Consider the following 20,256-nt stretch of genomic DNA (forward strand, 5'->3'; position numbering starts at 1 on the left):
CCCGCCCCCCCCCCCCGGCGCGGGGGGGGGGCGGGGGTCCTCGCGCCGTCCGGGGGGGGGGGCCCCCCACCCGGGTGCCCGCCGCGAGCTCGGCCCGGACCTGATCGGGGGTCTGTTCCGGAATGCGGCGGGATCGATCGAGCAATGGATGCGTCGTCTTGTTCAGCCCCGCGTCGACAGCGAAGTACGCCGGCGCCGCGGGCTGACCGTCGGTCATCAACGCCACGAAGGATTCCTCGCTCATCGGCTGTACCGAGGGGTTCGTCGCGCGCTGCTCGCCGATGGTGGAGGTCAGTTCCGCGGACAGATTCTTTCCGCACGACGAACCGGCGCCGTGCGCCGGCATGACCGTCACCACATCGGGCAGGGTCAGCAACTTCTCGTGGACGGTGCGGTACATCGCCTTGGCCAGATCCGAGCTGGAGCTGTCACCGATGTTCACCAGGTCCGGCCTGCCCACATCCCCGATGAACAGCGAATCTCCGGTGAGAACCGCGGTGGGGGTGGCGCCGGGACGCTCACGCACCAGCACGCTGATCGATTCCCAGGTATGCCCGGGGGTGGACAGGATTTCGAGGTCTGTCTCACCGAGGCGAAGGTGCTCACCGTCGGCGAGGCGGCGGATGGGGTAGTCGGTCTCGGCGGCTGCACCGAACCCGATCCACGCGCCGGTCGCCTCGAGCAGTTCCAAGTGCCCGGAAACGAAGTCGGCATGAAAGTGGGTGTTGATCACACCTTCGATCGTCAGGCCCAGGCGCTGTGCGTCGTCGAGGTATTCGGTGACGTCCCGGCGCGGGTCGACCACGATGGCGCGACCGGTGCTCTCGTCGCCGATCAGGTACGAAGCATGTGACAGGCACTCGAGGTAGTACTGCTCGAGAATCATCGCGTTTCCTCCGTATGGTCGATTTCCCAGAGCGCGTTGTGGACAGCGTGGCATATACCCCCTAGGGTATGTCAAGTACCCCCCGGGGTATATAACCGGCGGGTGTATGGAAAACCGTCAGCGACCTTTGGAGGACTGCCATGTGTTACCCCGTGAAGTGCTCGACCTGCTCGAAGACCACCTGGGGTGGTTGCGGCTCACACGTCGACAGCGTGATGCGATCTGTTGCCCCCTCTGATAGGTGTGAGTGCGCCGGGAACTCCGCCCCCTCCGGGAAAACGGGGTTCTTCGCGTCACTCTTCGGCCGCTGACCTCGGTGTGCGCTCGGTAAGGCGCAAACGGAAAACGCGAGTCGGTCGACACGAAACGCGGCGGCTCGTCGGAGCGGCAGCACCCCGGGCGGGTATACCGCTAGGGGTATAGTTCGAGCTGGAGTTCGAGGAAGGAACAGTCATGGTCGGCGACGAAGACACCATTGCTTTGGTACTCAACCGGCTGCGCCGCGCGCACGGCCAGCTCGCTGGAGTGATCTCGATGGTCGAGCAAGGCCGGGACTGCAAAGATGTCGTCACTCAATTGGCGGCCGTTTCCCGCGCATTGGACAAGGCCGGATTCAAGATTGTCGCCACCGGGTTGCGCGAATGCCTGAGTGGAGAGTCGGCCGAAGACGGCGCGATGACCGAAGCCGAACTGGAGAAACTGTTCTTGGCTCTCGCCTGACCCTCAACCGTCGCCCGTGGTAGCGCGGCCGTCCATCGAGCGCGTCAGGAAATTCCCCCTCCCGCTTGCTATCCGCTGCCGGAATCGGCAAGGTGGCCCATCGTGCGGCGTCGGCCTTCTCATGGCCGGGCGAGCACGGGCAAGCGGAGGGGTGTTGTAGTGCTGACGGCGGAATTACCCGGTGCAGTAGAGATCTCGGAGGAAGCGCCGCAGCGCCGTGGCCGGTCGTGGCCGGCTCCGCTGGCCGCCGTGCTGGGCGGTGCTGTGCTGCTGGGATGGCGGGCGGCCGAGTACGGCAGCTGGATCGTCGACGATGCGGGCATCACTTTCGCGTATGCGCGCAGTGTGGCCGAGGGGTTCGGGCCGGTGTTGCAGCCCGGCGCCGCGCCGGTGGAAGGGTTCTCCAACCCGGCCTGGCTTTTCGTGCTGACGGTGGGCAAATGGTGTGGTCTCTTCGACCGCGGTGCCATTTTCGGCATCCCCGATTACGCCCTCTATCCGAAGGCTGTCGCGCTCCTCTGCTGTATGGGGATCCTCGCCGCGTGCTATGCCGCCGCCCGCCGGGTATCCCGGTGGCCCGCACTGGCGACCTTTGCGGCAGGCGCTGTCCTGGCCGCGATCCCGTCCTTCGTGATCTGGTGCTTTTCGGGCCTCGAGAACGCGTTGTTCGCACTGACGGTATGTGTCCTGGCTGTCCACCTTTTCCTGGCCGTGCTCGACGGTCGGTTGTGGACACCCGCGGTGGCGGTGGCGGCCGGTGCGCTGGCCGCGTTCGCCGCGTTGACCCGCCCGGACGGCCTGATCTACCTGGCCGCGTATCCGCTGATTTCGGTGATCCTGATGCGCCGCGCTACCTGGCCCGCGGCGCTCCGGTGCGGACTGTATTCCGGTCTCGCTTTCGCGATCCCCTTCGGGGGCTACCTGCTGTGGCGCATCGTCGAGTTCGGCAGGCTGGTTCCGAATACCGCTGTCGCCAAACATCAATCCCTGCCCTCCGTATACGACCTGGCCAGAGTGGGGGAGCTGGTGCAGTACGTAAGTGTTCCCGCGGTCGCGGCGGCCATTGTCGTGGGCGGGCTCGCGCTGTGGCCGCCGGGCAGGTGGCGTGACGGTGCTGTCGCGCTGCTGGTGCCGCTGATTCTGGCGGTGATCGCCTACTGCGTGCTGGAACCGGACTGGATGGCGCAATTCCGGTTCGCCACCCCGGCGTGGACCCTCGGCGCGGTCGTTCTCGTGCTTTCCGTAGATCAGTTGGCAGCGCAGCTGCGTAAACACGGGCGCGCACTGGTCGCGCTGGGACTGATCGCTGCCGCGATCCCGTCCGGCTGTGCGTTCGCCGGACAATCCGCGGCATACAGTGCCGACGAGGATGTGCCCGTGTGCTGGATCGCCCTCCGGTTCGGCCGCCTGTTCAACGGCTACGCGGATATCCTGCGGATCCAGCACGGCACCCTGCTCACCCCCGATATGGGTGGAAGTGCGCTGACCTCACGGTTGCAGCTGATCGATATGGCAGGGCTCACCCACACCCGGATGGCCGACATCATCGCCGGCAACGACCGCACCACCTTCGGTGACTATGTATTCGAGGAGCTGCGGCCCACTTTCATCCATACGCACGGGCCGTGGCTGGAGAACAACATCACCAGCGACGCCCGCGTCAACCGCGACTACTACGTGTTGCAACGCTCCCAGGATCCCACCGTGCCGGATGAGGACTGGGTCCGCAAAGACGTCGTGCACAGTCAGCACCAACTCGGGCAACTTCGCGACTACGCGGCTACGGCAATCCCGCCGCTGGTAGAGAAGCAGCAGACGGAGGGCTGCGGACCGGCGCTGCAACCGGGCCAGACCCTCGCCGGCTGATCTGCTTCTACGGGCGCGGGAACCGTCGGCGCCTGCGGGCCGCTCCCGGGACTGCTGCCGTGTTCCGTGCCCGTCGGAACCCGGCCGGAATTCCTACCCCCGAGCGTGTGTTGTGCCAGGAACGTATCCGCTGACGAAGGAGAGCCAGGTGAAGATCCGCTTCGGTATCGGGACCGGCTCGGATACCGGCCCAGCGGACCTACCGGCCCTGGTGGATCGGCTGGAAGGCGCGGGTGTCGATTCGCTGTGGTTCTCCGAACTCGTCCATTCCCAGGCCGTCGACCCTTTCGTCGGTATGGCGGTCGCGCTCGCACGGACCGAACGTCTGAAGGTCGGCACGTCGGTGGCGATTCTGCCGGGCCGCCATCCGGTGCTCGTCGCCAAGCAGCTGGCCTCGCTGGCATTGCTCGCCCCGAAACGGGTGCTGCCGGTGTTCGGGTTGAAACCGGCGCAGCCGAACGAGCTCGATCTGTTCCCGGTCATGGGCCGGCGCGGCAGCGTTTTCGACGAATCGCTGGAGTTGCTGCGTGCGGTGTTGCGTGCCGACGAAGTGGATTTCGACGGTGAACACTTCTCGGTGCGCGGCGCCGGGATCGGAAAACGACCCGCCCGCCCACCCGATATCTGGCTCGGTGGACGCGCACCGGCGGCGTTCCGCCGTATCGGCCGCCACGGCGACGGCTGGCTGGGCAGCTTCCTGACCCCGGCCGAAGCCGCCGCCGGAGTGTCCGCGATCAATACAGCGGCGGCCGCGGCAGCCCGGGAGATCGAGGCAGACCATTTCGGCATCACCCTGCTGATCACGGAAGACGGCATCCCGGACCGGTTGGCAGCGCAGCTCCGGCAGCAGCGGCCGGAGACCGATCCGACGGACCTGGTGGCGGGCGGTTGGCCGGATCTGCACCGGTTGATCGACGGCTACCTGGCGGCCGGGCTCAGCAAGTTCGTCGTGGTACCTGCGGGTGGTGCGGTGTCGGACGGTTTCCTCGATCGCTTCGCTACCGAGCTGCTGCCGCGCGAAAACTGATCCGGGCCTGTACCCGCGGTGCTGATCACGGCGCAGGCTGGAAACCAATCGCTGAACGAGGTCGCGACCAGGATGTTGTCTTGGTAGATAACCGGTAGCTCTGAGTAGGACTGCGGTATCGCATTGCGGCGCCCCGGACCGCTCCCGGGAGTGATGTGCGTCCGCGCCCGGGATTCCTACCGTCGATTCGTGACTACCGACGACACGTTAAGCGAAGTGCGCCGACACCGTTCGGTACCACCAACCGGTCCCCGCTGGTGGCGCCGCCCCTGGATTCTCCCGTTGGCGGCTGTGGCGGTGTTGTTCGTCGCGATCTCGCTACCCCGGTATCTGACTCTCGACCCTGCTCTGTCCAGAGTTCAGCAACCCGGCGTGGCCGTGCACTACCCATTCCTGGTGGCGCACGTGATCTTCGGGTCGATCGCCATGCTCACCTGCTGTATCCAGGTATGGCCACGGTTCCGCCGGAAGTATCCGTCAGTACACCGGTATGCCGGGCGCATCTACGTTCTGGCGGGTGTGCTGCCCGCCGGCGCAGCGGCACTCGTCCTCGGTGCCACGACTCCGTTCGGTCCGGTCGCCATGGCGAGCAACCTGCTGCTCGCCGTCATCTGGCTCGGCTGCACCCTGCAGGGCTTCCGCGCAGCCCGCCGGCGCCGTTTCGCCGACCACCGCCGGTGGATGATCCGCAGCTTTGCGCTCACCGTATCGATCATCACCAACCGAGTGTGGGGAGTGCTGGTCGGTATCGCGCTGGAACCGCAGCTCGTCACCACTTTCCGCGGCAGCGAAGAATTGTTCGGCCAAGCCGTCGGCGGGACCGTGGCGTGGCTGGGCTGGACGATACCGCTGCTGATCGCGCAGTGGTGGCTCGAGCGCGGAAACTCGGCGGTCAACGCGGGTACCGCCGCGAGGGGTGAGGCTCATAGAGCACCCGATTATGCGCGGTGAAGCAGCCCGATTTCCAAGTGACCGACTTTCCCGGACAGTGAACACTACAGTCGAAGGCGTGAATCAGCAGGATTCAGCACCGCCGAAAGTATTTCGAGTTTCGCCGGGCGTCCAAGTGTCGATGATGGTGCTGGGCCTGATCGGGATCGCGACCGGCTCGTTACTGCACGCGACTATGTCCGCCGGCCCGTCGCTGACGTTCCCTGTGGTGTTTCCGATTGTCCTGGGTGCGCTCTGGCTTCTGATGGGACTGAGCTACTACATCAGGCCTTCGCCCGCTGTGGCGGTCGACGATGATGGGCTGGTGCTCAGGCCGTTCGGCCGTATCCCTTGGTCTGCGATATCGCGGGTGCATGTGACCACGGCGAAGATCGACCCGAACATGAGATACCTGTCCATCGAACTGGTCGAGCCCAACCCGAAGCTCGCCGAAAGGCGTTGGCCCAGATGGATCCACGGCCCGATCAACAAGCTCGTCACCGGCCATCCGGTGACCATGCCGGAAAACTTGCTGCGCCCGATATCGCTGGACGATATCGCCGCCGAATTACACAGGCGAAACCCAGATCTGGTCATCATCGAATCGGTGCAGCCCGGCTTCCGCCGAGGTGTGCGCCAGCGGTACAGGATGTCTCGTATACGCAAATCATGAAGCGGTGGAGGGGATTTCGGTAATGAATCCGTTCGGGTATGCGATCATCCACACGATCGATCAGCGCTTCGAACACAGATAGGGCAAACACGATGAAATTCGCCAAAATCGCCGCAACGGCGTTGCTTTCCACCGCGGCCGTCGGCGTCATGGCCGGTACGGCACACGGTGAGGCGAATATGGCGCATCCGGTAGCCGGGCAAGTGGGCGGGAATGTGGGGTACTCGATGGCGTGGTCGCCGGACCGCTCCAGCGCGACCACCACCCTGACATCGGGTAATTTCGAGGTCACCGCGGATTCGGTCGAGGTCGTCGCGGCCGACGGCCGAGTGCTGGAAGAGGTACCGCTGGTGTATCAGGTCGCGGGCCAAGAGGTCCGTCTCGATGCGCAAGTGGACGCGGCCGGAACCTCCCTGACCATCGACCGTCCCGCAGCGGCCGCGAACGGTGGGCCGGTGCCGGCGGCGCCGCTGAAGGATATCGCCAGCAACGAAACGCTCATCCTGGGCGCGGCTATCGGGTGCGGGATCGGCGCCCTGATCGGGCTCGTCCTTCTGATCGTGGGTGCCCTGCCCGGTTGCCTCGTCGGTGCCATTGTCAACGGCGGCCTGGTGATGAACGGCCAGGGGATTCTGCCGCCTCGGTAATCGAGCCTGCCTGGCGGTTCGTCTGAACCGAGCCCCGGCATGCGGTGCCGCTGAGCGCAGGCGTGTGGCATCGGTACCTCGATGAGAGAGATGCCCTCGCCGACCCGAGTCGGCGAGGGCATCAGCGGGACTTCAGCGGTGCACCGGTTGCCGCGTGCACCGCTCGATCAGATCACCGGAGCCGCGCCTCGATGGCTTCGATGATGCGGGGGCGGAGTTCGGCGGCGCGGATGATGGCGTCCACCGACCCGACCTCGACGGCGCGCTGGATGCTGTGCACGCCGTCGAATTCCGCAGCGACCTCACCCAGCTTCTCGGCGCGGACCGAGGAGCGGAGTTCGTCGAGTTCCGCGGTGAGGGCGGCGCGTTCGGTGCCGCCCGCGTTCGCCGCGCGCTGTTCCAGGTCCCGGACGCGGGCGTCGGTGGCGGTGCGTTTGCCCACCTCGCCGGCGAATACGACGGCCGCGGCGGGGGCGCCGCCGAGGACCGAGGCGAAGGAGCCTTCGATGGCCAGGACCGTCATATTCGGGTTCAGGGCCTTCGAGAACACCACGAATGCGCCGCCGTGGTAGCGGGAGATCACGCAGAATACGATCGGCCCGTCGAAATTGACGATGGCGCGGCCGATTTCGGCACCGTATTCGAGTTGCAGTTTGCGCATCGATTCCGGTGAACCGTCGAACCCGGACAGGTTCGCCAGGACCACCAGCGGGCGGTTACCGCTGGCCGCGTTGATCGCGCGGGCGGCCTTCTTCGACGACTGCGGGAACAGGGTGCCCGCGGTGTAGGTGTCGGGGCCGTCGGTCGCCGGGAAACCGCGCCGCGGAATGCTCTGGGATTCGATACCCAGCAGGCATACCGGGATACCGCCCAGATGGACGTCCTGGACGACGGCGGTTTCGGCGTCGGCCATACCGGCCCAGCGTTCGAGCACATCGTGGTCCTGGTCGGACAGTGCCCGCATAACGGTGCGGATATCGAACGGCTTCTTGCGGTCCGGGTTGGCGGTGGTGGAGAAGATTTCGCCGACGGTGGTGAAACCGCTGTCCGCCAGGACATGCGGGAAATCGGAGATATCGCGATCCACCGGGTCGGTGGTGGTGGCCCGCCGCGGGGCCTGTTCACCGGGGGCGACGTAGGTGTGATCGTAATGCGACATCAGGACGCCGCGGGCGGCGGCGAGGTTCGGCGCCCAGTACTGGGCCTGGCCGTTCGGGCCCATCACCCGGTCGTAGCCGCCGATACCGAAGTTGTCCTCGGCGGAGACGCCGCCGGAGAAGTCCAGCGACTGTTTACCGGTGAGCACCATGGCCGAATCCGGTGTCATCACCAGGATGCCCTTGGTGTGCATGAGCATGGTGGCTTCGGCGTTCCAGTACGGCTGGGCGCCGACGTTGATACCCGCGACCACGATATTGATCTCGCGGCCGTCCTGGGTGAACTCGACGATGCGTTTGAGCGCCGCCGCCACCCAGTCCATGTTCTCGGTCCCGGAGCTCATCGAGATCCGGGCGCCGGAGGAGAGTGCGTACCACTCGAGCGGAACCTGCATCCGGTCGGCCAGATCGAGCGCGCCGATGATGCGGCGGCATTCCGGTTCCGACAGCGCGCCCAGCGATTTCGTGGGATCGCCGAGCAGCACCACGCGGGTGATGCCCTCGGGGTACCGGTCGGTCGGGGTGGTCACCACACCGGCGACGATCGCGGCGGTATTGCGGCCCTTCGGCCGGTCGACCGGGACGAGCGTGTGGTCGGCGTCGAGATCGTATTCGGTGAAAGCGCCGAGCTGATCGGTCAGCTCGTACGGGTACACCGCGTTGCGGCCCGCGGCGCGCAGCACCTTCTGGCGGTACTCGTCCAGCGGCTCCACCGGTTCGTCGGAACGCTCACCGACGACGACCTGGGTGCCGCCGATCGCGTCGAAGGTGATCCGCAACGCCAGTTTGACCAGTTCACCGGTTTTTGGATCGGGCTGGCGGGCGATGAGCAGGATTTCCTCCAGCCCGGCGCCGACCGTGGTCGGGCGCACCCGCTCGACGATCTTCTCCAGCTCGCCGCGGGTGACGTCGATCGTGGGCCAGATGTACATCACGATGCGGTTGGTCTGCAGCCGTTTGGCCGCCGGCCGCCCGGCCTGCGCCCGCCGGATCGAATCGAGGCAGGTGGCGATGGTGCTTTCGGCGGTCGGCAGGGTGATCAGCCGGCCGTCGTGATCACGCAGCGCGGTGAGGTCGCGTACCTGGGCGAATGCGACGAGACGCTCGTCGGCCGGGTTTTCCTTGGCCACACACCGGAACAGGTACACCTCCTCGTTGTCCGAGGACGGCAGCTGGGTGAGATCGAACTTGTGCAGCCGCTTCATCTGCATCCGCTGCGCGATATACGGGTGCAGGCCGCGGATGAGGTGTTCCTCGTCCAGGCCGGTGGCCGACGGGCGGAAGGTGAAGTGGTGGTGCATGACCGCGTTATCGCTGCCGGCGACGGTGGCGGTGATCCGATGCACCAGATTGGGCAGTGGCTGCGCATTCAGCACCTCGTGCAGCGCGGCCGCCATACTCTCGAAGTCCTCGGGCTGGTTCTCCCAGGACAGGTAGATATCGGCTTCGATGGAGGCGGTTCCGGTGGCCAGTTCGGCCAGCCCGCGCACCGTATCGGCGAGGGAATCGAAGCTCACCGCGGTCGAGACCAGGTTCACGCCCTTACGTTCGGCGACGACGAAGGTGCAGCCGCCGGCCTGCCGGGTGCGGACATCGGTGAGGTCCTTGTTGCCGTAGTAGCGGCGGGTCAGTACCTCCAGCATCGCCGTATTGTCGGCGGAACCACGCGAGAGCCGCTGCCCCAGCAACCGCACCAGCGGTTCGGTGGCGCTCACCATCTGGGCGATCCGTTCGCTGCGGTCGGCCGCGTCCGGGTTGGCGTCGAGGTAGCTGAGGTTCTTGCGGGTGTCGGTGTAGACCCGGGCCCGGTTGCGGCGCAGCACCGGCTGGCCGTACCAGGCGAAGACCAGGCCGCGGGTGAGGTCGGCAATGACCGGGAACCGCACCTGGGTCGCCGCCACCAGCCGTTCCAGGGCGAGACCGACCGGTTCGCGCAGCACCCCGTCGGGCATCGGTTCGCGCAGCCATTCGCGCAGCAGGGTCGAGATGACCTCGACGGTATCGGCGGGACGCTGCTGGGCGAGGAAGATCCGGAAGACCGCCGCCTCGAGGGCGGGAGTGCGGTCCAGTTCGGTGACGCCGTAGTGGCCGAGGGCCGCGGAGAGCTTGGCCCGATACGATTCCGGCAGCCCGGCCCGCTCGACATCGAGGCTCTGCAGATAGGTGTGGAAGTATTCGCGGGCGCTGTGGACATGGCTGCGGCCACCGCCGTCGTCGTCGAACGACCGGTTGTGGCTGAGTTCGGCCAGATCGGCGAACACCTGCATCAGCTCGAGTTCCTCGGCGAGCGGCCGGTGATTATCGGCGACGGCCGCGCGGCGCGCGGTGAGGTAGTCGTCGAGGACGCGGCGATCGTCGTGCGGGTCGACATCGAATCCCAGCAGCAGGCTGCGCAGATCCTGCCGGCCGCGGGCCATCTGCTCATGCGGCAGGACCTGGGCGGATTCGGCGGGCAGGTCCAGCTCGACCGATACGGTGGCCGCGGTATCCCCGGCGGCGTCGTCCTCGGCGAGCGGTTCCAGGCGCAGCAGCGGCGCACCCGTCTCCACCTGGGTGCCGACGGAGACACCGATCTCCTTCACCCGGCCACGGAACGGTGCGCGCAGCACCGTTTCCATCTTCATGCTCTCCAGCACCAGCACCGGGGCCCCGGCTTCGACCTCGGCACCGGCTTCCAGCGGGGTCGCCACCACCAGCGCCGGGGCGGGGGAGCGGACGACGCCGCCTTCGTCCCGGCTGATGCGGTGGGTCACGCCGTCGATATCGACCAGGTGAACCGGGCCGTGTGTGCCGGTGATCAGGCGATACCGCACACCGTTGACCACGACCTGCCCGGTGTGCCGGTCGAAACGTTCGAGGTCGACGTCGGCGGTGCGGGTATCGGTGCCCGCCTCGATCCCGACCCGGAACCGGTGCGCACCGATCCGTGCGACCCGCACCCGGTAGCTCGCGCCGCGCAACTTCAGGTCGAGCGGCCGGCCGCTGTCGTGCTGCACCTGGGGGCGGCCGCCGGCGGCGGTGGACAGCAGCCGGTGCTGTTCGACCTGCTCCTCTTCTTCGTAGGCGTCGATGGCGGCGGCGGCCAGGGCGACACTGGAGTGACGGTGCGAGACCAGCCGGCCTTCGGCGCGCACCCGGTCGATCCAGCCGGTATCGGCGCCGGCGTCGATGACCTCGGGCTGGTCCAGCAGGTCGAGGACGAAGCTCTTGTTGGTGGCACCGCCCTCGATGATCACCCGGGTCTGCGCGACGGCGCGGCGTAGCCGGCCCAGCGCCTGCTCACGGTTGCTGCCGAAGGCGATGATCTTGGCGATCATGGAATCGAAATCGGCCGGGATGGTATCGCCCTCGCTGACGCCGGTATCGACGCGGATACCGGGTCCGGCGGGCAGGTCGAGGTGCGCGATACGGCCGGGGGCCGGCGCGAAATCACGGTCGGGATCCTCGGCGTTGAGCCGGGCCTCGATGGCGTGACCGCGTTCGGCCGGCGGCTCACCTTCCAGCTTGCCCCCGGAGGCGACATGCAGCTGAGCCCGCACGAGATCGAAACCGGTGGTGTATTCGGTGATCGGATGCTCGACCTGCAGCCGCGTATTGACCTCCAGGAACGCGAACAGCTGCTCACCGGGGTGGTAGAGGAATTCGACGGTCGCCGCGCCGCGGTAGTCGACCGCGATCGCGAGCCGCTCGGCGGAGGCCTTCAGCTCGGCCGTCTGCTCGGGGCTCAGCACCGGCGAGGCCGATTCCTCGATGATCTTCTGGTTGCGCCGCTGCACCGAGCAGTCGCGCACACCGAGCGCCCACGCGGTGCCCTGGCCGTCCGCGATCACCTGGACCTCGACGTGCCGGGCGCCGGTGACCAGCCGTTCCAGGAACACCACGCCGCTGCCGAACGCGCGCACGGCCTCCTGCCGGGTGCGTTCGTAGGCGTCGGCGAGCTCCGACTCGTTCGTGATCACGCGGATACCGCGGCCGCCACCACCGGCGGTCGCCTTCAGCATCAGCGGGTAACCGATATCGCTCGCGGCGGCCAGCGCATCGTCGAGGGATTCGACCGCGCCGCGGCTCCACGGCGCCACCGGTACGCCGACCTCCTCGGCGATCAGCTTCGCGCCGATCTTGTCGCCGAGTTTGCGCATGGCGTCCGGGCTGGGGCCGACGAAGGTCACGCCGATCTCTTCGCACAGTTCCGCGAACGCCGGATCCTCGGCGACGAAGCCCCAGCCGACCCACGCGGCCTCCGCCTTCGTCGCCAGCAGTGCCTTGCGCAGGACCTTCAGGTCCAGGTACGGGCGGGCAGACGCCGGGCCGAGGTCGTAGGTCACATCGGCTTCCCGTACGAACGTCGCGTTCCGGTCGACGTCGGTGTACAGGGCGATCGTTTCGATGGGTTGTCCGGTTTCCGCGGACAGATCCCGGGCGGCGTGGATGAGCCGCATGGCGGACTCTCCACGGTTAACGATGGCGATGCGGTTGAACACTCGCCGACTCCTTCCTGCGCAAGCACGAGCCCGGTCGGGCGGGGTTGCGGGTTCCGTTTGGGTCAGTCTGCCTCGTCACGACGCGAAAATGCACAGCGTGTGGGAGCTACTCGCACGTATTTTTGCGGAGCCGGTCCGGTCGCGCTCGCCGGACACGGCCGAACCGCCGGGCCGGCGACGTGATCCGCTCCGAACCCGATAGGCCTGTGAGCCGGTTCGCCATGTCGTGCATGTGCCGCTCGCAGGTGTATCGCCGCCGGTTCGGGTAGCGTTTCCGGCGAGCACCGAACGAGACTGAATACGGGGTACGGAGTGCGAGCGAGTAATCCGGTTGCGCGGGGGTGGCTGCGGAAATTCGGTGCGGTTGTCGCGGCGATACTGCTGACGACGTGGGTCGGTGGTGCGGTGGTTGCCGCGGCGCCGGTTCGCGCTCCGGTGCTGCGGGCACCGGCCGGCGGATATCAGGAGCTCGTGGTGCCGTCCGGTATGGGGCCGATCGAGGTGCAGGTGCAATGGGCGGCGCGGGGCGGTAGTTCGGCGCTCTATGTGCTCGACGGCCTGCGGGCGCCGCAGGATCACAGCCAATGGGTCAGCGATACCGATGTCCTGAAACGGTTCGCCGGCGACGATGTGACGCTGGTCTTCCCGGTCGGCGGGCATTCCAGTTTCTACGCCGACTGGTATCGGCCCAGCGGTACCAACGGGCAGACCACCACGTACAAATGGGAAACCTTCCTCACCGAGGAACTCCCTGCCTATCTGGCGCGGTACGGGGTTTCGCGCACGAACAACGCCGTCGTGGGCGCCTCCATGGGTGGCGGGGCAGCGCTGACGCTGGCCGCGCACCATCGCGACCAGTTCCGGTTCGCGGGCTCCTTCTCCGGTTTCGTGAATCCGACCTTCCCGATGTGGAACGAGGCGGTGCGCGCCGCGATGTGGGACGAGGGCCGGTTCGATGTGGACGCCATGTGGGGGCCGCCGAGTGATCCCGCATGGCGTCGCCATGATCCGACCGTGCAGGCCGAATTGTTGCGCGGCCTGCCGATATACGTGTCGGCCGGCAACGGCGTTCCCGGGCTTCCCGATGTGCCGTACGGGGCGGGGAACACCCTGAACGCGATGGGGTTGGAGGCGATGGCCATGACCGCCGCCCGGATCTTCGCCGACCGCGTCGCGTCCCTGGGTATCCCGGCGCGAGTCGATATCGGCAACGGCACCCACACCTGGCCCTACTGGGAGCGGGCCATCACCACCGCCCGCCCGATGATCCTGGATGCGCTCGGCGCCCACTGACGAGGGCCCGGCGGGACCGCGCCGGTCAGGATTTGTCGGCGACTCGCCGCAGCGACCCCACCCGCTGCGCTGCGCAGCCGGTATCCTTCCGGTCTGCACACGCCGGGCACTGTCGCCCGTGTGCGCTGCTCATCGGGCATGAGTGAGACGGAGATCGGCTCGCCTACCGGTGCGGACGCCGGAGCGCCGGCGGAGGCACCGTACCCGGGCTCGACTCGCTGATGCCGGTCCGTTTGCCAAGTTCCGTTGTTGTGCCCACTCGACTGGAGCGCGATGAACCGCAAGCATTCCCGTACCGCGGCAGCGATCACCATAGCGTCAGTGGCCGCGGCCGCTGCCGTGCTCGGCACCCCGGCCCGTGCCGCGCCCGGCCAGGTCGATGTCGGCGGAATGCACCTGGTCGCATCGGTGGATTCGGCGAATTCGGTCCCCGCCGGCGATATCGCGGCGGGTGTCCCGTTCAGCCACGCGACCAAGGTTTCCGGGAACTTCTCGGTCGCCCTGGACGGAACACCGGCGCTGCAGGGAGGCCGGATCGTGGTGGGATATCTGGTGGGTTGCGCGGTGGATGTCTCCGAGGGCATGTCGATTGCGATCGTCCCGGAAATCGGTGGCGGCGCTTCGATCGCGCCCTATACGGAACTCGAGGTCGCCACGACCTTCGAGGAGGGCGCCGCACCTGTTGTCACGGTCGCGCCGCTCGTCGGTGTGGAGCCCAGCGTCGGAGTCGAATCGGCGCTCGCCGGCGAAGTGGGGGTCAATCTGGCGCCGGGGACGGTGGCGCCGGTGGTCGTCGGCGAAACCGAGCTGACGCCGGAGACGACCTTCCCGTTCACCTTCGCGCACGCCGACACCCCGTTGAATATCGACGGGTGCCTCTCCCCGGCCTCGGCCATGCCCTTCGTCACCGTCGACGCCCGAACCCCGGGCGGCGCTGCCCAAACCACCGGCTACGGAACCGCTTTCCAGTTCTGACCCATCGGCCGGTTCGCCGGCCCGAGCGGACCGGCCTCGCTGCGTGCGGCCGGTCCGCTCGGGGTCAGGGGAGCGGCAGACAGGTACTGCCGGCGCCGACGCCGTATCCGGTCACATCGACCTCGATGTATTTCGCGGAGGTGTACTGCCCGGGAGTGAACTGCTGGGCGGTGATGTTCTGGCGACCCGTGTGCTCGGGCGTCCATGCGAACGTCGCCGTCCCGTTCTCGGGGTGGTAGGTGGCCTGGCCGAGACGCACACCACCGCCCGGTACTCCGCCCCCACTGTTGATGATCGTGACCTCGCCCGCCTCGGAGGGTGGCGCGTCGACCGCAGCCGTCACCGTATAACTGCAACCCACCCGCAGACCTTCCGGTCCGGCCGCGACTTTCACCTCGGTGACCTCCGCACCGGCTCCCGGCGCAGCCAGTACCGTTACGAGACCGGCGATACCGAGAGCCGCGGTAGAGCCGAACAGCCGGATGGATTTACGCATACATTGACCTTTCTCGTCATATGGTCGGACCCTTCGAGTGTGTCACGCGGCCGGAGGTGATCTCAGCGCGGCGTCACCGCGAGATGATCGATTGAATGACGTAAACGCCTGGGGGCCAGCAATTTACATGCGGGTGCTGACGCGGCGGTGCTTCGCGAGCGCGTAGAGGGTCACCAGCGGCTTCAACGGGATCCACTCCGCGAACCGATACTCCGAACCCCGGGCCAGGCGGTCCGCCAGATACCGCCGGGCTTTCTCGGCGTGGACGGGCAGTGACACGATTTTGATCCGGTCTGCGTCCTCCAGGTACGGAATCGCGAACGCGACGTTCTGCCAGGTGCTGCGGCTCTTCTCCTCGAGTACCGGCTCGCCGCGGTACCCCCGGATATCGATTGCGTAATCGGCCATGAGCGCGGCCTCGGACCGCGGTCCCGCGCAGGCTCCGCCCGAAAGGACGAGCGTGCTGCCGGCAGCCGCCGGATCGAGGGATCGCAGGCCCGCTCGTACGCGCCAGCGGTTCATGGCGTTGGCGCGGGTGCCGCTGTTCCGGTAGCCGAGAACGAGGACGGCTTCGGCGCCACCGGTAGCGGTCCCGGTGAACCTGCGGGAGGCGCGCCAGTTCGTCCACTCGCCCCAGAGCAGGAACAGCAGCGTGGCGGCGATGGCGATCCGAGTCCGTTTCCGCACCCTTCCAGTCAAGCACGTCGCAGTGCGCCATCTTGTTGGACGCTTGACCGTCTCCGCGTCTTCACCGAAGCGTCTCGAACGGCTCATCTGGTCGCGTCAAGCTCACGCGACTACCTGGCAGAGCTGAATGAGGACCTATGACGACGTCGAAGACGAGCCGAGTGGTGGCAGTAGCCGCCGCCGTAACACTGTTGGCCGCCGCCTGCTCGGGCGACGAGCACGACGGAGCCGGTTCGTCGACCGCGTGGCGACTGCCGGACGCCGAGCGTTACCACCGGGCGGCCACGTATCCCGTGTACCTGAACCGCCCGGCCGGGGAAGCTGCCGATACCGAGACGGTCGCGGAGATATCCACGGTCACGCCGGACGGCAATACCGTCATCTACACCGATGCCACCGCCAAACGTATCGGATTCCTGGATATCCGCGATCCGGCCCGGCCCGCCGGCCTGGGCACACTCTCGGTGGCCGAGCTGGGACATGCGGACGATCAGCCCACGTCGGTGGTCGCGCACGGCGAGTTCGTGCTGGTGGTGGTCGACACCACCGGCGATGACTACGCGAAGCCCTCGGGCCGTGTCGATATCGTGCGGGTCGCCGACCGTAGTCGCGTGCACAGTATCGATCTCGATGGGCAACCGGATTCGATCGCCATCAGCCCGGACGGCGCGTTTGCCGCCATCGCGATGGAGAATCAGCGCGACGAGGAATTCACCCCGGCCGGTGGCGAGGAAGGGGATCTGCCGCAGCCGCCGACCGGATTCGTACAACTGATCGATCTCACCGGTGCGCCGGATGCGTGGACGGCGCGGAAGGTCGATTTCGATACGGCGGCGGCGCGGGCCGCGGGCCTGGATACCCCCGAAGATCTCGAACCCGAATACGTGAGCATCAACTCCCGCGGTCAGGTCGCGGTGACGCTGCAGGAGAACAACGGGATCGCCGTGATCGACGGAACCACGGGCGAGGTGACCTCGATTTTCGATGCCGGGTCGGTGGCCGTGGACGGTGTCGATACTGCGGAAGACGGTGTGCTGGACCAGACCGGATCGGTTCCCGGCAGTCCCCGCGAACCCGACGCGATCGGCTGGATCGGTGACGACCATCTGGCCACCGCCAACGAGGGGGACTGGAAGGGCGGCGCCCGCGGCTGGTCGATCTTCGACGCCGCGACCGGTGCGGTGGTGTGGGACGCCGGTAATTCGTTCGAACAGCTCGCCGTGCAGACCGGCCTGCATACCGAAGGGCGTGCCGAAGCCAAGGGCCCGGAGCCGGAGGGACTCGCGATCACCGAGGTCGGCGGGCGGCCGGTCGCCTTGGTCGCCGCGGAACGCAGCAATTTCGTCGCTGTGTACGACATCGGCGATGTCACCGCCCCGAAATTTCTCCAGCTCCTGCCGACCACCCCGGGCCCGGAAGGGATCGTGCCCGTCCCGCAGCGAGATCTGCTGGTGATCGCCTCGGAGAACGATGACGCCGAGGCCCGGGTGCGCGCCGCCGTGAACATCTACGGATTCGGCGACGCCTTCGCGGCGGGCGCGGGAACACCGGCGTTCCCGTCGATCGTCGCGGCCGAGGTCGACGGCACCCCGATCGGATGGGGTGCGCTGGGCGCCTTGTCCGCCGACCCCGCCGATGCGAACCGGCTGTTCACCGCAACCGATAACGCCTACGGCCCGGCGCGGATACTCGGTGTGGACATCACGGATTCGCCCGCGGTCATCGATCGTGAGCTGGCGATCACCGAGAACGGAGCACCGGTCGCCCTCGATATCGAAGGGTTGTCGGCCCGGCCCGACGGCGGGTTCGTACTGGCTGTCGAGGGGGAAGAGGGCTCTGGAAACGAGCTGGTCACTGTTGCCGCGGACGGCAGTATCGAGCAACGGGTCGCGTTACCCGCCGATATCGCGGCCGGGCTGGGCGGTCAGGGGCTCGAAGGAGTCGCGGTCGACGGTGACGCGATCTGGATGGTGTTGCAGCGCGAACTCGAGGGTGATCCGAACGGCGTCGCCCGGATCGGTCGCTACACACCGGCGAGCGGCGAGTGGGAATGGTTCGGCTACCGGCTGGAGAAGACCGACGCCGAAGGGGATTGGATCGGGCTCTCCGAAATCGCTGTGCACGACGGCGGATTGCTGGTGCTCGAACGCGATAAGTTGAACGGCCGCGACGCAGCTCTCAAAGCGATCTACCGCATCGATATCCCGGCCGGCGGCGGTGTGGCAACAGCCGGCGAAGTCCCGGAGGTGCTGCCGAAGACGCTGCTGCATGATCTGCTGCCGGATCTACAGGCCACCAATGGGTTCGTTCAGGAAAAAGTCGAGGGTCTCACTGTCGGCGGTAATGGGAACCTGTACGTGGTCACCGATAACGATGGGCTCGACGACGCCAACGGGGAAACCGTGTTCCTGGATCTCGGACCTGCCGGTGCGTCCGGGAACTGACGGCGGAACCAGATCGGGCCACATCGAGAGAGGCTGTGCTGTAGGGGGAGTCGCGTGATGCTCGGCCGGCACGAGGGATCGCGCCGGCGCAGGCCGTTGTATGCCCGCCCTGGCAGGCGCATACCCGGCCGATTCCGGCCCCGCACCGGTCCGGCGGATGTCTCCGGCCGGTCGTGGTCCGATCTGCCGGACACGCCCCCACGGTGCAGCTGAGGTCAGACAAGAGGTTTGCCCAGCTCGCGGCGCCTTCTCATATCCGCGAGATGCCGGTTCAGCGGGTACATTCGCCACTGTTCGGGGCCGGCCGCCGTGACGAACCCGATACCGCGCATGACCAGCTCGAAGGCGCGCTGGCGCCGCGGGCCCCAGTCCAGGCCCAATTCGTCGCGGAAACGTTGTGGCAGGAATCCGGTGGTGAAGAACCTGTTGATCCGGCGGAAGGCCAGCTGTTCGAGCCGGCCGTAGGGGCCCAGATCGACAACTTGGCCGAGAAGATAGGTTTTGACCTCGTCGTCCAGTGAGATTTCGGCGCTCTTGCGCTCCCAGTATTCGGCGAATGCGGCGCGGTCGGCGGGCCACATGTCCGGGCGCATCTGCAGGGTGGTGCCGAATCGGGCCGATTCGCGGTACAGCTCGTCGGCATCCGCGTCGCTCAGGGGACCGAAGAGGTAGGTCACCGAATCGACGACGCCCTTGTAGATGCAGGCCGCGACCCACAGTTGCAGTTCCGGGTCGAACGCGTTGTATTCCACCGGACTGCCGGGTCGCGAGCGCACATGCCGATGGGACGTATTCGTCGCGGCACGGTATGCCTCGCGCTCCTCGTCGGTTCCGAGCATGGCGACGGCGAGGTAGGTCAGCGTGGTGCGCCCGCGTTTGCGCGGGTGGAGATCGAATCGCCCGCTGTCGACCGTGCTCTCGACCACGCCGCGGCCGACCGGGGCCAGGCTCAGTTGCATGATGACATTCGCCGGTCCGCCGAGCAGTGCGCCCGGGCCGGCCATATTTCTGCGGCGTGGTTCCGCATCGGATTGCGGTGTGTGCGGCTTCGTCGACGCTGGGCGCGGCATCTCGACCCCCTGAATGAGTGAGAGGATTACCATTGAATTCTCTCACATCGGGTGGGGTGATTCAACGGAGCCGTCGCCGCCGGCCGGCGCCTGCTGTCGCTGCGTGGACGTCCGGGGTGTGGCCTGGTCGATACGATCGGCCCATGTCTGCGTCTCCCGCCCGGGTCCGGGCGCTCACCGCGCGTTCGGCGATCCTGAGCGTGCTGCTCGGATCGCATCCGGCGCAGGCCCCGGCCGGCTGGATCGTCCGGGTCGGCGCGGGGCTGGGATTACAGGAATCCGCGGTGCGGGCCGCGTTGACCCGGATGGTCGCCGCCGGTGATCTCGAACGTGGTGCCGACGCGACCTACCGGCTGTCCGAACGGCTGGCCGAACGCCAGCGGCGGCAGGACCGGGCGATCTCGCCGGACCTCCGCGCGTGGCAGGGCGGATGGATCCTCGCGGTCGTGACCGTCGGCGCCACCGATTCCACCGATCGCGCCGCATTCCGGGAAACCTTGCGGCTGGCCCGGTTCGGCGAACTCCGCGAAGGCGTCTGGTGCCGCCCGGACAATATCGCCGCCGACCTCCCCGAAGCGGCCCGGCAGCGAGTGGATCTGTTCACCGGGCGACCGGAGGAACCGGCCGTCGCACTGGCCGGCCGCCTGTTCGCGCCGGACCGGTGGGCCCGCCGCGCCCGGGAATTGCTCGGTGCCCTCGACGGCGCCGAGGCGATCGGGGCCCGTTTCGAAGTCGCGGCAGCGGTCGTACGCCATCTCCTCGACGATCCGGTGCTACCGCCGGACCTGTTGCCGCAGGATTGGCCCGGCGCGGCCATCCGTGCGCGCTACGAAGTGTTCCGCGCCGAGTTCCAGGCCTTCGCCGATGGTCTCGTGGAAGAGAACCCGGTAAGGCCGCAGTGAGG

At 67.4% G+C, this 20,256-nt stretch carries 15 protein-coding genes; 10 read left to right on the top strand and 5 right to left on the bottom strand.

The features are described from left to right. A partial coding sequence (locus QH196_RS19295) for an MBL fold metallo-hydrolase (protein WP_280417201.1) occupies positions 1–886 on the bottom strand: 886 nt, incomplete at its 3' end. 453 nt (positions 887–1,339) lie between these two features. On the opposite strand from QH196_RS19295, the gene QH196_RS19300 reads away from it, so the two are divergent. The 6 genes from QH196_RS19300 (at position 1,340) to QH196_RS19325 (ending at position 6,749) form a co-directional block, all read left to right on the top strand. Further along, positions 1,340–1,606 (top strand): metal-sensitive transcriptional regulator, encoded by a 267-nt coding sequence (locus tag QH196_RS19300; protein WP_280417202.1) that lies wholly within the window; start codon positions 1,340–1,342, stop codon positions 1,604–1,606. Positions 1,607–1,765: 159 nt separating this feature from the next. After that, on the top strand, positions 1,766–3,472 hold the full coding sequence (locus QH196_RS19305) for a hypothetical protein (protein ID WP_280417203.1): 1,707 nt from the start codon (positions 1,766–1,768) through the stop codon (positions 3,470–3,472). A gap of 148 nt (positions 3,473–3,620) precedes the next feature. Beyond that, positions 3,621–4,499 (top strand): TIGR03854 family LLM class F420-dependent oxidoreductase, encoded by an 879-nt coding sequence (locus tag QH196_RS19310; protein ID WP_280417204.1) that lies wholly within the window; start codon positions 3,621–3,623, stop codon positions 4,497–4,499. Between the two features lie 291 nt (positions 4,500–4,790). Continuing rightward, complete coding sequence (locus QH196_RS19315; RefSeq protein ID WP_280417266.1) at positions 4,791–5,450, top strand: DUF2306 domain-containing protein; 660 nt, start codon at positions 4,791–4,793, stop codon at positions 5,448–5,450. A gap of 58 nt (positions 5,451–5,508) precedes the next feature. Then, complete coding sequence (locus tag QH196_RS19320; RefSeq protein WP_280417205.1) at positions 5,509–6,102, top strand: hypothetical protein; 594 nt, start codon at positions 5,509–5,511, stop codon at positions 6,100–6,102. A gap of 92 nt (positions 6,103–6,194) precedes the next feature. Beyond that, on the top strand, positions 6,195–6,749 hold the full coding sequence (locus QH196_RS19325) for a hypothetical protein (RefSeq protein ID WP_280417206.1): 555 nt from the start codon (positions 6,195–6,197) through the stop codon (positions 6,747–6,749). Between the two features lie 172 nt (positions 6,750–6,921). Here the strand turns inward: QH196_RS19325 and QH196_RS19330 are convergent, their stop codons facing one another. Beyond that, positions 6,922–12,387 carry a carboxyl transferase domain-containing protein gene (locus QH196_RS19330; RefSeq protein WP_280417207.1) on the bottom strand — a complete coding sequence of 1,822 codons (5,466 nt, stop codon included), beginning with the start codon at positions 12,385–12,387 and terminating at the stop codon, positions 6,922–6,924. A 312-nt stretch (positions 12,388–12,699) separates the two neighbouring features. Between QH196_RS19330 and QH196_RS19335 the strand changes: the two genes are divergently transcribed. Together QH196_RS19335 and QH196_RS19340 are read left to right on the top strand one after the other, a co-directional pair. Further along, positions 12,700–13,680: an alpha/beta hydrolase gene (locus QH196_RS19335; protein ID WP_432279515.1), complete on the top strand. Its 981-nt coding sequence runs from the start codon at positions 12,700–12,702 to the stop codon at positions 13,678–13,680. Between the two features lie 273 nt (positions 13,681–13,953). Next, positions 13,954–14,655 carry an MspA family porin gene (locus tag QH196_RS19340; protein WP_280417208.1) on the top strand — a complete coding sequence of 234 codons (702 nt, stop codon included), beginning with the start codon at positions 13,954–13,956 and terminating at the stop codon, positions 14,653–14,655. Between the two features lie 64 nt (positions 14,656–14,719). Here QH196_RS19340 and QH196_RS19345 read toward each other — a convergent pair whose 3' ends face one another. Both QH196_RS19345 and QH196_RS19350 read right to left on the bottom strand, forming a co-directional pair. Next, positions 14,720–15,151 (bottom strand): hypothetical protein, encoded by a 432-nt coding sequence (locus QH196_RS19345; RefSeq protein ID WP_280417209.1) that lies wholly within the window; start codon positions 15,149–15,151, stop codon positions 14,720–14,722. A gap of 123 nt (positions 15,152–15,274) precedes the next feature. Next, positions 15,275–15,838, bottom strand: coding sequence for a YdcF family protein (locus QH196_RS19350; protein ID WP_280417210.1), 564 nt, complete (start codon positions 15,836–15,838; stop codon positions 15,275–15,277). Positions 15,839–15,975: 137 nt separating this feature from the next. Between QH196_RS19350 and QH196_RS19355 the strand changes: the two genes are divergently transcribed. Continuing rightward, complete coding sequence (locus QH196_RS19355; RefSeq protein ID WP_280417211.1) at positions 15,976–18,282, top strand: esterase-like activity of phytase family protein; 2,307 nt, start codon at positions 15,976–15,978, stop codon at positions 18,280–18,282. Between the two features lie 215 nt (positions 18,283–18,497). On the opposite strand, the gene QH196_RS19360 is transcribed toward QH196_RS19355, so the two are convergent. Then, complete coding sequence (locus QH196_RS19360) at positions 18,498–19,352, bottom strand: oxygenase MpaB family protein (RefSeq protein ID WP_280417212.1); 855 nt, start codon at positions 19,350–19,352, stop codon at positions 18,498–18,500. Positions 19,353–19,495: 143 nt separating this feature from the next. Here QH196_RS19360 and QH196_RS19365 point away from each other — a divergent pair, with 143 nt between their 5' ends. Next, positions 19,496–20,254, top strand: coding sequence for a PaaX family transcriptional regulator C-terminal domain-containing protein (locus QH196_RS19365; RefSeq protein WP_280417213.1), 759 nt, complete (start codon positions 19,496–19,498; stop codon positions 20,252–20,254). The last annotated feature ends 2 nt before the right edge of the window (positions 20,255–20,256 follow it).

This window comes from Nocardia carnea, assembly GCF_029868325.1.
Taxonomy (GTDB): domain Bacteria; phylum Actinomycetota; class Actinomycetes; order Mycobacteriales; family Mycobacteriaceae; genus Nocardia; species Nocardia carnea_C.